Annotated in this window: 14 protein-coding genes; 13 read left to right on the forward strand and 1 reads right to left on the reverse strand. The window is 45.3% G+C overall.

Annotated features, from left to right (window positions below; translation table 11 throughout):
* The first annotated feature begins 10 nt into the window (after positions 1-10).
* Complete coding sequence (spoVM, locus tag AXI57_RS17205; RefSeq protein ID WP_003328987.1) at positions 11-91, forward strand: stage V sporulation protein SpoVM; 81 nt, start codon at positions 11-13, stop codon at positions 89-91.
* Between the two features lie 71 nt (positions 92-162).
* Here the strand turns inward: spoVM and rpmB are convergent, their stop codons facing one another.
* The gene (gene rpmB, locus AXI57_RS17210; RefSeq protein WP_003221548.1) at positions 163-351 is read right to left on the reverse strand and encodes a 50S ribosomal protein L28; all 189 of its coding nucleotides are present in this window, start codon (positions 349-351) and stop codon (positions 163-165) included.
* Between the two features lie 268 nt (positions 352-619).
* Here rpmB and AXI57_RS17215 point away from each other — a divergent pair, with 268 nt between their 5' ends.
* From AXI57_RS17215 to smc, 12 genes are all read left to right on the forward strand, one after another.
* On the forward strand, positions 620-982 hold the full coding sequence (locus AXI57_RS17215; RefSeq protein WP_003328986.1) for an Asp23/Gls24 family envelope stress response protein: 363 nt from the start codon (positions 620-622) through the stop codon (positions 980-982).
* Positions 983-997: 15 nt separating this feature from the next.
* Positions 998-2,671, forward strand: coding sequence for a DAK2 domain-containing protein (locus tag AXI57_RS17220; RefSeq protein ID WP_061670761.1), 1,674 nt, complete (start codon positions 998-1,000; stop codon positions 2,669-2,671).
* Between the two features lie 147 nt (positions 2,672-2,818).
* A complete protein-coding gene (gene sdaAB, locus AXI57_RS17225) occupies positions 2,819-3,481 on the forward strand; it encodes an L-serine ammonia-lyase, iron-sulfur-dependent subunit beta (RefSeq protein WP_003328984.1) in 663 nt (220 codons plus the stop codon).
* Between the two features lie 22 nt (positions 3,482-3,503).
* Positions 3,504-4,403: an L-serine ammonia-lyase, iron-sulfur-dependent, subunit alpha gene (sdaAA, locus tag AXI57_RS17230; protein ID WP_003328983.1), complete on the forward strand. Its 900-nt coding sequence runs from the start codon at positions 3,504-3,506 to the stop codon at positions 4,401-4,403.
* Positions 4,384-6,429: an ATP-dependent DNA helicase RecG gene (gene recG, locus AXI57_RS17235; RefSeq protein WP_061670762.1), complete on the forward strand. Its 2,046-nt coding sequence runs from the start codon at positions 4,384-4,386 to the stop codon at positions 6,427-6,429. The genes sdaAA and recG overlap by 20 nt, the downstream gene beginning before the upstream one ends.
* Positions 6,430-6,535: 106 nt before the next feature.
* Positions 6,536-7,102, forward strand: a complete 567-nt coding sequence (fapR, locus tag AXI57_RS17240) for a transcription factor FapR (RefSeq protein ID WP_003328981.1) — start codon at positions 6,536-6,538, stop codon at positions 7,100-7,102.
* Positions 7,103-7,115: 13 nt separating this feature from the next.
* Positions 7,116-8,114 carry a phosphate acyltransferase PlsX gene (gene plsX / locus AXI57_RS17245; RefSeq protein ID WP_003328980.1) on the forward strand — a complete coding sequence of 333 codons (999 nt, stop codon included), beginning with the start codon at positions 7,116-7,118 and terminating at the stop codon, positions 8,112-8,114.
* Positions 8,115-8,132: 18 nt separating this feature from the next.
* Positions 8,133-9,089, forward strand: coding sequence for an ACP S-malonyltransferase (fabD, locus tag AXI57_RS17250; protein WP_003328979.1), 957 nt, complete (start codon positions 8,133-8,135; stop codon positions 9,087-9,089).
* Positions 9,079-9,819 (forward strand): 3-oxoacyl-[acyl-carrier-protein] reductase, encoded by a 741-nt coding sequence (gene fabG / locus AXI57_RS17255; RefSeq protein ID WP_003328977.1) that lies wholly within the window; start codon positions 9,079-9,081, stop codon positions 9,817-9,819. Before fabD ends, fabG begins: the two co-directional genes overlap by 11 nt.
* Before the next feature lie 84 nt (positions 9,820-9,903).
* Positions 9,904-10,137, forward strand: coding sequence for an acyl carrier protein (acpP, locus tag AXI57_RS17260; RefSeq protein WP_003328976.1), 234 nt, complete (start codon positions 9,904-9,906; stop codon positions 10,135-10,137).
* Between the two features lie 139 nt (positions 10,138-10,276).
* The gene (rncS, locus tag AXI57_RS17265) at positions 10,277-11,026 is read left to right on the forward strand and encodes a ribonuclease III (protein WP_010788584.1); all 750 of its coding nucleotides are present in this window, start codon (positions 10,277-10,279) and stop codon (positions 11,024-11,026) included.
* A gap of 93 nt (positions 11,027-11,119) precedes the next feature.
* On the forward strand, positions 11,120-14,680 hold the full coding sequence (smc, locus tag AXI57_RS17270) for a chromosome segregation protein SMC (protein ID WP_061670763.1): 3,561 nt from the start codon (positions 11,120-11,122) through the stop codon (positions 14,678-14,680).
* The last annotated feature ends 11 nt before the right edge of the window (positions 14,681-14,691 follow it).

Consider the following 14,691-nt stretch of genomic DNA (forward strand, 5'->3'; position numbering starts at 1 on the left):
GGGGACAAAAATGAAATTTTACACCATTAAATTGCCGAAGTTTTTAGGAGGAATTGTCCGGGCAATGCTGGGCTCATTTAAAAAAGATTAAGCCTGACAGCGAAGCCCTCTTACACCACATAAAAACGCCTGCCACACATATCGGGGCAGGCGTTCATTTTGTTATACACGCTCAACTTTACCGGATTTCAAAGCTCGAGCAGATACATATACTTTTTTAGGTTTGCCGTTCACAAGGATACGAACCTTTTGAAGATTCGCGCCCCAAGTGCGCTTAGAAGCGTTCATTGCGTGAGAACGGTTATTCCCAGCTGTTGTTTTTTTACCTGTGATAACGCATTTACGTGCCATTTGTTTCCCTCCTAACTGCGCAAAACATCTACTTTTCAACATGCATTTTTCTTAGATGCTTTCGATACTTTAATAATTTACCACAGCTAAAAACCGTTTGCAACTATTGTTTACCCTCCTTTCAAGAAAAATCACTTGACAACTTGAAAAAAATTGAACGCTGTAGTATAAGTAGGGTTGGACAGTCAGTGTTGCTGACTTTTCTTTTCATAACGGAGTACATATAGTAGAATAGCTATAACTCTATGCACTCGAAGGAGGAACTTGCGTGTCCATTGAATTAAGAACAAAATACGGACAGATTGATATATCGAATGAAGTCATCGCGATGGTTGCCGGAGGCGCGGCAATTGACTGTTACGGAATTGTAGGTATGGCATCTAAAAGCCAAATTAAAGACGGACTGACTGAGATCCTCCGCAAAGAGAATTTCAGCCGGGGTGTTCTTGTCCGCCAGGAAGCAGACCGGATACATATTGACATGTACATTATTGTGAGCTACGGCACCAAAATATCCGAAGTCGCACACAATGTTCAAACAAAAGTAAAATACACAGTAGACCAAACAGTCGGACTTGCAGTGGATTCTGTAAATATTTATGTCCAAGGCGTACGAGTGACGAACCCGTAGTTAGGAGGAAAAGTATTGTCTAAACGAAAATTGGATGGGAGAGCCTTTGCGGAAATGATTCTTTCAGGGTCTCAAAACCTGTCTCAGAACGCAGGAGTTGTTGATGCGTTAAATGTGTTTCCGGTCCCGGACGGCGATACAGGAACAAATATGAACCTGTCGATGACCTCCGGAGCGAGAGAAGTGGAACATCTTGAGACATCTGATATCGGCAAGGTGGGAATTGCGCTGTCTAAGGGATTGCTCATGGGAGCGAGAGGGAACTCAGGTGTCATATTGTCGCAATTATTCCGGGGTTTCAGCAAAAGCATTGAGCAAAAAAAAGAAATAAACGCCAATGAGTTTGCCGCAGCGCTTCAAGCCGGTGTAGACATGGCTTATAAGGCAGTGATGAAGCCTGTTGAGGGGACGATTTTAACAGTAGCAAAAGATGCGGCGAAAGAAGCAGTCGCTGCGGCCCAAAAAGAAACCGATATCATAAAGCTGATGGAGGCTGTCACTGAAGAAGCAGAGGCATCGCTGAACAGAACGCCCGATTTGCTTCCTGTACTGAAGGAAGTCGGCGTGGTGGACAGCGGCGGAAAAGGGCTGCTTTGCGTATATGAAGGATTTCTGGCTTCATTAAAAGGAGAAACCGTTTCAGCAAAAACAGCTCTTCCTTCACTTGACGACATGGTCAGCGCTGAGCATCATAAGAGCGCACAAAGCATGATGAGCACGGAAGATATAGAATATGGTTTCTGCACCGAGGTTATGGTAAGGCTGGATCAGGACAAAAGAGAGTTTAATGAAGAAACATTCAGAAACGATCTGAGCCGATTCGGCGATTCGCTTCTAGTGATTGCAGATGATACACTGGCGAAGGTCCATGTCCATGCCGAAGAGCCCGGAAACGTATTAAACTACGCGCAAAACTACGGCGAATTGATTAAAATCAAAATCGAAAATATGAGAGAGCAGCACACGTCTATCATCAGTCAGGATCTGATGCCTGCTGACAGCGGGGCGCCTGTCGCGCCATCAACTAAAAAGCAGCCGTACGGTATTGTCACGGTCGCGATGGGAGAAGGCATTTCAGAGCTGTTTAAAAGCATCGGCGCTTCTTCCGTTATTGAAGGCGGACAAACAATGAATCCGAGCACTGAAGATATCGCAGAAGCTGTCAAGTCGGTGAATGCTGAAGTTGTGTTCATTTTGCCGAACAACTCTAACATTATAATGGCTGCCAATCAAGCGGCAAGCGTTTTAGAACAGCAGGTATTTGTCATTCCTGCAAAAACCGTGCCTCAAGGGATGTCTGCTCTATTAGCGTTTAATCCGCAGCAAGAACCAGAGGTCAATGAAGCGAATATGCTTGACGCCATTCAGCAAGTGAAAAGCGGACAGGTGACTTATTCAGTCAGAGATACTCATATAGACGGCCATGACATTAAAAAAGGCGACTTTATGGGAATTCTGAACGGAACGATTATCGGCAGCGCTGAAGATCAGCTTGCAGCGGCAAAAATGCTGCTTTCCGAAATGATTGGGGAAGAAGATGAAATTGTGACGGTTCTGTATGGAGAGGATGCTTCTGCGGAGGAAGCGGCACAGCTTGAAGAGTTTCTAGGCGATAAGTTTGAAGATGTGGAAGTTGAAATCCATAACGGAAAACAGCCGCTGTATTCTTATATATTTGCGGTAGAGTAGAAGGGCTTACGGCCCTTCTATTCTTATGCCTTCTTTTAAGTGCGGCAGCGCGGTAATACGTCCGCTTGCCATTTCATATCTGATCAATTAGTCTAGAAGAAAAGCGCTAAAAAGGTTTGTTGATTGATAGATAAGAGGGGGAAAAACATGAAATACAGGAGCGTTTTTGATATCATCGGACCGGTTATGATTGGTCCGTCCAGCTCACATACTGCGGGCGCGGCGCGAATCGGAAGAGTGGCCAGAAGTCTGTTTGGCAGAGAGCCAGAGCGCATCATAGTTTCTTTTTATGGCTCTTTTGCGGAAACTTATAAAGGCCATGGCACCGATGTCGCCATTATCGGCGGCCTGCTCGATTTTGATACATTTGACGAACGGATAAAAACGGCGATCCAAATTGCTGAAGATAAAGGAATAACGATAGAGTTTAGGGTGGAAGACGCTGTCCCTGTTCATCCGAACACAGCCAAGATCAGGATATCGGATGATCAAGGAGAGCTCGAATTGACCGGAATTTCAATAGGGGGAGGCAAAATCGAAATAACCGAATTAAACGGGTTCGAACTCCGCCTTTCAGGGAACCATCCTGCCATTTTAGTGGTCCATAATGATAAGTTCGGCACCATTGCGGGAGTGGCAAATGTCCTTGCGAAATTCTCCATTAATGTAGGACATATGGAGGTGGCGCGAAAGGACATCGGCCAGCTTGCGCTGATGACGATAGAAGTGGATCAAAATATTGATGATGACGTGCTCGATGAGCTTAAGAAACTGCCAAATATTATTCAAGTCACTAAAATTGCTGACTAGTGAAGTCAGGAGGACATAAGCTATGTTTCGTAATGTAAAGGAATTAATTGCGATTACAAAAGAAAAACAAATTCCCATTTCAGAGGTAATGATCGTTCAGGAAATGGAAGTATCGGAAAAGACGAGAGCCGAAATTTTCGAACAGATGGAGCACAACCTGACCGTGATGGAAGCGGCAGTTGAAAGAGGCATTAAAGGCGTAACAAGCCAAACGGGTTTGACTGGGGGAGACGCGGTTAAGCTGCAAGCCTATATTGAATCAGGCAAAAGCCTGTCGGGCTCTCTCATTTTAGATGCGGTATCAAAAGCTGTCGCGACGAATGAAGTCAACGCAGCGATGGGCACGATCTGCGCTACGCCCACCGCCGGTTCAGCGGGTGTCGTTCCGGGAACTTTATTTGCGGTAAAGGGAAAACTGAATCCGACAAAAGAACAGATGGTGCGCTTTTTGTTTACATCAGGAGCGTTCGGCTTTGTCGTTGCCAATAATGCGAGTATATCAGGCGCAGCCGGCGGCTGTCAGGCTGAGGTCGGATCAGCTTCAGGGATGGCCGCAGCGGCAATTGTGGAAATGGCCGGAGGAACACCGGAACAATGTGCGGAAGCCATGGCCATTACGCTGAAGAACATGCTTGGACTAGTGTGTGATCCGGTGGCGGGCCTTGTAGAAGTGCCATGTGTGAAGCGGAATGCAATGGGCGCCTCAAATGCAATGATTGCTGCTGATATGGCGCTTGCCGGTATCACGAGCCGCATCCCGTGTGACGAGGTCATTGACGCCATGTACAAAATTGGCCAAACGATGCCGACTTCGCTCAGAGAAACTGGGCAGGGCGGATTAGCGGCAACACCGACCGGAAGAGAATTAGAGAAAAAAATATTCGGAGGAGCGCTCAGTTCAAGTGAAACGTCTGCAAACTAGTATTTCTCATATCAAAGGTATCGGATCAGAAACAGAAAAAACACTTCATGAACTTGGTATCTATGATGTGTCTGATCTGCTGAACTATTTTCCCTACCGTTATGATGACTACGAGCTGAGAGATTTAGAAGACGTCAAGCATGATGAAAGAGTCACAGTCGAAGGGAAGGTTCACTCAGAGCCTTCTCTCACTTATTACGGCAAAAAGCGAAACAGGCTGACATTCCGGCTTTTGGTCGGCCATTATTTAATTACGGCGGTTTGTTTTAACCGCCCTTATTTGAAAAAAAAGCTCTCGCTCGGTTCAGTGGTCACCATATCTGGAAAATGGGACAAGCATCGCCAGACTATCATGGTGCAGGAACTGAAAAACGGCCCGCATCAAGAGGATAAAAGTATAGAGCCGGTATACTCAGTAAAAGAAAATGTCACCGTGAAAATGATGAGAAGATTCATTCAGCAGGCACTTTCCCAATATCTTGACACAATGTCTGATCCGTTGCCTGAAAAACTCAGGCTCCATTATAAACTGCCGGATTATCATCAAGCATTAAAAACGATGCATCAGCCAGAAACGAGAGAATCTCTAAAGCAAGCTAGGCGCCGTTTCGTCTATGAAGAATTCCTGCTGTTTCAGCTGAAAATGCAGGCGTTCCGGAAAGCTGAGCGAGAACAATCACAAGGCATCAAGCATCATTTTTCCAACGAAGAACTGATGAGCTTTGTAGAAAGCCTTCCGTTTCCGCTTACGAATGCACAGTCCCGCGTGCTGCGCGACATTACGGCGGATATGTCTTCGCCGTACAGAATGAACCGGCTGCTTCAAGGGGACGTAGGGTCTGGGAAAACGGCCGTGGCAGCTATCGGGCTGTATGCAGCCATTCTATCAGGCTACCAAGGTGCGCTTATGGTGCCGACAGAAATACTTGCCGAGCAGCACGCGGATTCTCTCGTTGCACTATTTGAGAATTGGAATGTGAATATCGCTCTGCTCACAAGCTCAGTCAAAGGCAAACGTCGCAGGGAGCTGCTTGAAAGACTGCAAGCGGGAGATATCGATATACTCGTAGGAACCCACGCCCTGATACAGGACGAGGTCGAGTTTAAAGCTTTGGGCCTTGTAATTACAGATGAACAGCATAGGTTTGGAGTGGAGCAGCGCAAAAAGCTTAGGAACAAGGGGCAGGATCCTGATGTGTTATTTATGACCGCTACCCCGATTCCCCGGACACTCGCAATTACCGTTTTTGGAGAAATGGATGTATCGGTTATTGATGAAATGCCGGCAGGGCGCAAACAAATCGAAACCTATTGGGTGAAGCACGACATGCTTGACCGCATTTTGTCATTCATTGAAAAAGAAGTAAGACAGGGCAGGCAGGCGTATATCATTTGTCCGCTGATTGAAGAGTCTGACAAACTGGATGTGCAAAATGCCATTGATGTATACAACATGCTTTCAGAAGTTTATCGGGGCAAATGGAATGTGGGACTGATGCATGGAAAGCTGCACTCTGATGAAAAAGATCAGGTGATGAGGGAATTCAGCGCAAATGAGTGTCAGATATTAGTTTCAACAACAGTAGTTGAAGTAGGCGTGAATGTCCCGAATGCCACGATTATGGTTATATATGATGCTGACCGTTTCGGCTTATCCCAGCTTCATCAGCTCCGGGGACGGGTCGGACGCGGAGAATATCAATCCTTCTGTATTTTGATGGCTGATCCGAAATCCGAAACCGGGAAAGAGCGGATGAGAATTATGTCTGAGACCAATGACGGTTTTGAATTGTCTGAGAAGGATTTGGAATTGCGCGGTCCTGGTGACTTTTTCGGAAAAAAACAAAGCGGTATGCCTGAGTTCAAGGTGGCAGACATGGTCCATGATTACAGAGCCCTGGAAACGGCAAGGCAGGATGCGGCTGATCTGGTGTCTTCAGAGGCTTTCTGGAACGAGCCGGAATACCAGGCGCTGAGAGAGCAGCTGTTGAAAAGCGGGGTAATGGACGGCGAAAAATTAAGCTGAGTTCAGAAATTTTTGGTTTTCTCTATAAACAATCGTTGCATTCCAATCTATGAGATTATATACTACTATTAGTACCTAGTCTTAATTGTCCGGATGGTGTTTATATATGAGGAGAAATAAGAAAGAACGCCAGGAATTGCTACAGCAGACGATAATAGCGACCCCTTTTATCACCGATGAAGAATTAGCGGGGAAATTCGGGGTGAGCATTCAGACCATCCGTCTGGATCGCTTAGAGCTCTCTATACCGGAGCTTCGAGAAAGAATAAAAAACGTTGCAGAGAAAACACTTGAAGATGAAGTGAAATCGCTGTCGTTAGATGAGGTCATTGGAGAGGTTATTGATCTCGAGCTTGATGAACAGGCGATTTCTATATTGGAAATTAAAAATGAGCATGTCTTCAGCCGTAATCAGATTGCGAGAGGGCATCATTTGTTTGCGCAGGCGAACTCACTTGCCGTTGCGGTCATTGATGATGAGCTGGCATTAACAGCGAGTGCAAATATCCGCTTTACAAGACAGGTGAAGCAGGGTGAGCGTGTCGTTGCTAAAGCAAAGGTGACTGCGGTCGAAAAAGATAAAGGCAGAACGGTTGTTGAGGTCAACAGCTATGTTGGGGAAGAGATTGTTTTTTCTGGAGACTTTGACATGTACCGTTCAAAACATTCATAAAGGTGGAGCATGCATGAGAATAGCTGTAGATGCTATGGGAGGAGACCACGCTCCCAAAGCTGTTATTGACGGAGTTATGAAGGCGATTGAAGCGTTTGATGATCTTCAAATTACGCTTGTCGGTGACAAAACAACAATAGAATCACACTTACCAACAACTTCAGAACGCATCACGGTGCTGCACGCTGATGAAGTGATTGAAGCGACGGATGAACCTGTACGCGCCGTACGCAGAAAAAAGAATTCTTCTATGGTGCTGATGGCTCAGGAAGTGGCAGAACAACGTGCTGATGCCTGCATTTCAGCAGGAAATACAGGCGCATTAATGACAGCGGGGCTGTTTATCGTCGGAAGAATAAAAGGGATTGAACGCCCTGCGCTTGCGCCGACGTTGCCGACTGTTTCAGGTGAAGGCTTTCTCCTTCTCGATGTCGGGGCCAATGTGGATGCTAAACCAGAACATCTTGTTCAATACGCCATCATGGGTTCGGTTTACGCCAAACAAGTGCTTGGCATATCTGCTCCGAGAATCGGCCTTTTAAATGTCGGAACCGAGGATAAAAAAGGAAACGATCTGACAAAGCAGGCATTTCAGCAGTTAAAGGAAACAAACGTCCAATTTATCGGAAACGTTGAAGCGAGAGATATTTTAGAGGGCGTTGCCGATGTAGTCGTAACAGACGGCTTCACGGGAAATGTTACGCTTAAAACCCTGGAAGGCTCTGCGATGTCTATTTTTAAAATGATGAAAGAAGCAATGACATCCAATTTCACTTCAAAGCTTGCAGCAGCAGTGCTTAAGCCAAAATTAAAAGAAATGAAATTGAAAATGGACTATTCCGAGTATGGAGGGGCCAGCCTTTTCGGATTGAAGGCGCCGGTGATTAAAGCGCACGGTTCTTCAGACGCCCGTGCGGTCTACCATGCCATTCGTCAGGCCAGAGACATGGTCAGCCAAAATGTCGCTGCTTTTATCGAAGAAGAAATAAAAGAAGAAAAAACGGATGCTTAATCTGGAGGTTTTATCATCATGAGCAAGGTTGCATTTTTATTCCCTGGACAGGGATCACAATTTATTGGAATGGGAAAAGAACTATATGAACGGGAATCCGTTTCAAAACGAATATTTGATGAAGCGGATGAAGCCTTGGAAACAAAGCTCAGCTCCCTCATTTTTGAAGGCGATGCCGAAGAATTAACTCTTACATATAATGCGCAGCCAGCACTGCTGACGACAAGCATCGCGATTCTTGAAAAATTTAAAGAGGCAGGCATTACACCGGATTTTACCGCCGGACACAGCCTCGGCGAATACTCAGCGCTTGTCGCAGCAGGAGCGATCTCTTTTAAAGATGCTGTTTATGCTGTCAGAAAACGCGGCGAATTTATGAATGAAGCGGTGCCTGCCGGAGAAGGCGCGATGGCGGCTATTCTAGGCATGGATGCCGAAGCTTTACAGCAGGTGACCGACAAAGTCACTGAAGAAGGAAATCTTGTCCAGCTTGCAAACTTGAACTGCCCGGGGCAAATTGTCATCTCGGGAACCGCTAAAGGTGTTGAGCTTGCTTCAGAGCAAGCAAAAGAAAACGGTGCAAAACGGGCCATTCCGCTGGAGGTAAGCGGTCCTTTCCATTCGGAATTGATGAAACCGGCTGCAGAAAAGCTGGCAGAAGTGCTGGACGCTTGTGAGCTGAAAGATACGAATGTTCCTGTCATTTCAAATGTTTCTGCTGATGTAATGACAGAGAAAGAAGACATCAAAGCCAAGCTGATTGAGCAGCTTTACTCACCGGTCCGTTTTGAGGAAACAATTAACAAGCTGATTGACGAAGGTGTAACCGTTTTTATCGAAATCGGCCCCGGGAAAGTGCTGTCCGGACTTGTCAAAAAAGTAAACCGCCGTTTGAAAACCATTGCGGTTTCTGATCCGGAAACAATCGAGCTTGCACTTCAAACCTTAAAGGAGGAGTACGGAAATGCTGAATGATAAAACGGCTATCGTAACTGGAGCGTCACGCGGAATCGGCCGTGCGATTGCATTGGATTTGGCCAAAAACGGAGCTGACGTTGTCGTTAACTATTCGGGCAATGAAGCGAAAGCAAATGAAGTGGTTGATGAAATTAAATCACTCGGCCGAAAAGCAATTGCTGTAAAATGCGATGTATCAAATGCCGAAGATGTACAAAACATGATAAAAGAGACAATCGCGACTTTCTCTTCTATTGACATCCTGGTGAACAACGCCGGCATTACAAAAGACAACCTGCTGATGAGAATGAAAGAAAATGAGTGGGATGATGTTATCAACATTAACTTAAAAGGTGTCTTCAATTGCACCAAAGCCGTGACAAGACAAATGATGAAACAGCGTTCGGGCCGGATTATTAACGTGTCATCTATTGTAGGTGTCAGTGGAAACCCGGGACAAGCCAACTATGTCGCGGCAAAAGCAGGAGTCATCGGTTTAACTAAATCGTCAGCGAAAGAACTTGCAAGCCGTAATATTACCGTCAATGCAATTGCACCAGGATTTATTTCTACGGATATGACGGATAAACTGACCAAAGAAGTACAAGATGAAATGCTGAAACAAATTCCGCTCGCGCGTTTTGGCGATCCTCGTGACGTCAGCAGCGTTGTCACGTTCCTTGCTTCCGAAGGAGCACGTTACATGACAGGCCAGACGCTTCATATTGACGGCGGAATGGTGATGTAATATATTTTCTCGAAAATTTCATCATAGTTACTCTAGTTTTTTAAAAACGAATCAACTATAATACTTGAGGGGAGGTGAATTGCTATGGCAGATGCATTAGAGCGTGTAACAAAAATCATCGTAGACCGCCTTGGCGTAGATGAAGCAGACGTCAAACTTGAAGCTTCTTTCAAGGAAGACTTAGGTGCTGATTCCCTAGATGTAGTTGAACTTGTTATGGAACTTGAAGACGAGTTTGACATGGAGATTTCTGACGAAGATGCTGAAAAGATTGCAACAGTCGGCGACGCTGTGAACTACATACAAAACCAGCAATAAGCTAAAGCTAAAAGTCCCGTCTGAAAGCGGGGCTTTAGCCCTTTATTCGTGCAGTTATTACAGCATGCCGCTTTTACGTGCGCTGTATCCGGTTTAGTCAGAGAAGCGCGGTGAACCTGATGTGCCTATGGAGGTTACTATGTCAAAACACTCACATTATAAAGATAGAAAAACGTTCTATAAAAAAATTGAGCAATTTAAAGAGTTCCAAGAACGGATTTCAGTTCATTTTCAAAACGAAAAACTTTTGTATCAAGCATTTACACATTCATCGTATGTGAATGAGCATCGGAAAAAGCCATATGAAGATAATGAAAGGCTTGAATTTTTAGGTGACGCTGTTTTGGAATTGACGATCTCCCAATTCTTATTTGCCAAATATCCGGCTATGAGTGAAGGAGATTTGACGAAGCTGAGAGCCGCAATTGTATGCGAGCCGTCTCTCGTTTCTCTGGCTCATGAATTGTCATTCGGCGATCTTGTCCTACTAGGAAAAGGTGAAGAAATGACAGGCGGAAGGAAGCGTCCTGCACTTTTGGCTGATGTCTTCGAGGCGTTTATCGGAGCCTTATACCTTGACCAAGGATTAGAGCCGGTCGAAAGTTTCTTAAAAGTCTATGTGTTCCCTAAAATAAACGATGGTGCTTTTTCTCATGTGATGGATTTCAAAAGCCAGCTGCAAGAATTTGTACAGCGGGATGGTAAAGGCACGCTTGAGTATAAAATACAGAATGAAAAAGGGCCCGCGCACAATCGGGAATTCGAAGCGCTCGTATCCCTTAAAGGTGAAGCGCTCGGAATCGGAAACGGCCGTTCGAAGAAAGAAGCCGAACAGCACGCGGCGCAGGAAGCTCTTGCTAAATTGCAAAAACACCATACGAAACAATAAAATCCCCCTGCATCTCCAAGGGGGATTTCAGTATGTTCCGGACAAGTTTATGATAAAATTGAAATACTTAATTCATACATAAGGAGGATCGCTATGTTCCTCAAACGTTTAGACGTTATAGGATTTAAATCATTTGCAGAACGGATCTCCGTTGATTTTGTAAAAGGCGTCACCGCCGTTGTCGGTCCGAACGGCAGCGGGAAAAGCAATATAACAGACGCCATCCGCTGGGTTCTTGGAGAACAATCAGCGCGGTCTCTTCGCGGGGGAAAAATGGAAGATATTATTTTCGCCGGAAGTGATTCGCGAAAGAGATTAAATCTTGCTGAGGTCACATTGACACTCGACAATGACGATCATTTTTTGCCGATTGATTTCCACGAAGTCAGCGTGACAAGAAGAGTTTACAGATCAGGCGAGAGTGAATTTCTTATCAATAATCAGCCATGCCGTTTAAAGGATATCATTGATTTATTTATGGACTCCGGGCTTGGAAAAGAAGCATTTTCCATCATCAGCCAAGGGAAAGTCGAAGAAATCCTGAGCAGCAAGGCGGAAGAGCGGCGAAGCATCTTTGAAGAAGCTGCCGGGGTGCTTAAATATAAAACAAGAAAGAAAAAAGCGGAAAATAAACTGTTTGAAACACAAGATAATTTAAACAGAGTGGAAGATATATTACATGAGCTTGAAGGTCAGGTAGAACCGCTGAAAATCCAGGCATCCATAGCAAAAGACTATTTGGATAAAAAGAAAGAGCTGGAACATGTGGAGATCGCTCTGACCGCTTATGATATTGAAGAGCTGCACGGCAAGTGGACGAGCCTTCAGAAAAAAGTTCAAATCGCAAAAGAGGAAGAGGTCGCTGAATCTTCTGCTATTTCTGCAAAGGAAGCGAAAATCGAAGACACACGCGATAAAATCCAAGCGCTTGACGAATCGGTTGATGAGCTTCAACAGGTCCTTTTAGTCACAAGTGAAGAGCTTGAAAAACTGGAAGGGCGCAAAGAAGTACTGAAAGAGCGCAAGAAAAACGCCACTCAAAACCGAGAACAACTTGAAGAAGCAATTATTCTCTATCAGCAAAAAGAAACCGAGCTGAAAGAGAATATCACAAAACAGACGGCAGTATTTGAAAAGCTGAGGGCAGAAGTGAAGCAGCTCCAGGCCCAGGCCAAAGAAAAGCAGCAGGCACTGAATCTGCACAGTGAAAATGTTGAAGAGAAAATCGAACAGCTGAAAAGCGATTACTTTGAGTTATTAAACAGCCAGGCCTCCTTCCGCAATGAGCTGCAGCTTTTAGATGACCAAATGACCCAGTCTGCTGTGCAGCAGCAAAGACTGACAGCCAATAACGAAAAATACATTCAAGAACGAAAAGAAATTTCTGAAAAGAAGGCCGCGTGTGAAACCGAATTTGCGCGCATTGAGCATGACATGCACCGCCAAGTGGCACAGTACCGTGAAGCCCAGTCGAAATATGAACAGAAAAAACGCCAATATGAAAAAAATGAATCTGCGCTTTATCAGGCGTATCAATTCGTACAGCAGGCAAAGTCAAAAAAAGACATGCTGGAAACGATGCAGGGAGATTTCTCCGGATTTTATCAAGGCGTAAAGGAAGTGCTGAAAGCAAAAAACAAGCTTGACGGCATTCATGGGGCGGTACTTGAACTTATCACAACGGAACAAACGTATGAAACGGCAATTGAAATCGCTCTTGGCGCTTCTGCCCAGCACGTCATAACAGAAAACGAGCAATCTGCCCGCCAGGCCATTCAATATTTAAAGCAGCATTCATTCGGCCGGGCGACATTTCTGCCTCTTTCTGTTGTGAAAGATCGCCAGCTCCAAAGCCGTGATGCAGAGACAGCGGAAAAACATCCGGCATTTATCGGTGTGGCAAGTGATCTCGTCACATTTGAGCCGGCATACCGCCGCGTCATTCAAAACCTGCTTGGAACAGTCCTGATAACCGAGCACTTAAAGGGAGCAAACGAGCTCGCCAAGCAGCTGGGACACAGATACCGCATCGTCACGCTTGAAGGGGATGTTGTGAATCCGGGTGGCTCCATGACCGGGGGAGCAGTCAAAAAGAAAAACAATTCGCTTCTCGGAAGAAGCCGGGAGCTTGAAACCATCACTAAACGGCTTGTGGAAATGGAAGAAAAAACAGCTCTCTTGGAAAGTGAAGTCAAATCCGTCAAGCAATCCATTCAGGAATCTGAGAACAAGCTTGCTGAACTGAGGGAAGCCGGAGAAAATTTAAGGCTGAAGCAGCAGGACATCAAAGGCCAGCTATACGAGCTGCAAATTGCCGAGAAGAATATCAATACTCATTTAGAGCTCTACGATCAGGAAAAATCGGCTCTTCTGGAAAACGACCAAGAAAAGAATGCACGCAAGCGTCAGCTTGAAAAAGAGCTTGCAGAAGTGTCTGATCAAATAAAAGAGCTTGAAGAGGAAATGGAAAGGCTCACACAGCAAAAGCAAATGCAAACTTCAACGAAAGAATCATTATCAAATGAGCTGACAGAACACAAAATCGCCGCGGCGAAAAAGGAACAAGTCTGTACGAATGAAGAGGAAAATCTCAACAGACTGAAGAAAGAGCTGGAAGAAACGCAGCTCGCCTTAAAAGAAACCGCCGAGGATTTAAGCTTCTTAACGACAGAGATGTCATCCAGCACAAGCGGTGAAGTGAAGCTTGAAGAAGCTGCAAAAGCCAAATTAAATGATAAAACAAGAACGGCTGAACTGATTTCTGTAAGACGGAACCAGCGCATGAAACTCCAGCAGGGCCTAGATACATACGAACTCGAACTGAAAGAAATGAAGCGGCTGTATAAACAAAAGACAACGCTCTTAAAAGACGAGGAAGTAAAACTCGGCCGGATGGAAGTCGAGCTGGATAATTTATTGCAGTACTTACGTGAAGAGTACAGTCTGTCCTTTGAAGGGGCGAAAGAAAAGTACCAGCTTGAAACAGACCCGGAAGAAGCCAGAAAAAGAGTCAAATTGATTAAGCTGGCAATAGAGGAGCTTGGCACCGTCAACCTCGGAAGCATAGATGAATTCGAGCGGGTCAATGAACGGTACGAATTTTTGAGTGAGCAGAAAAATGACCTGACAGAAGCGAAAAATACGCTGTTCCAAGTCATTGAGGAAATGGATGAGGAAATGACGAAGCGTTTCAATGATACGTTCGTACAGATCCGTTCTCACTTCGATCACGTCTTCCGTTCCTTGTTCGGAGGCGGCCGTGCGGAGCTAAAGCTTACTGATCCGAATGATCTGCTTCATTCGGGAGTCGATATCATCGCGCAGCCTCCGGGGAAAAAATTGCAGAATCTGAGCCTTTTATCAGGCGGGGAACGAGCTCTTACGGCTATAGCCCTTCTCTTCTCGATTCTAAAGGTTAGACCTGTGCCGTTTTGTGTATTGGATGAGGTAGAGGCGGCGCTTGACGAGGCAAATGTTTTCCGTTTTGCGCAATACTTAAAAAAATACAGCGGCGAAACACAGTTTATCGTGATCACCCACAGAAAAGGGACAATGGAAGAAGCAGACGTGCTCTACGGCGTTACAATGCAGGAATCTGGGGTTTCAAAGCTGGTCTCGGTCAAGCTGGAGGAAACAAAAGAATTAGTTCAGTAACGAGGAAAGAG

This window comes from Bacillus atrophaeus (genome assembly GCF_001584335.1).
Taxonomy (GTDB): domain Bacteria; phylum Bacillota; class Bacilli; order Bacillales; family Bacillaceae; genus Bacillus; species Bacillus atrophaeus.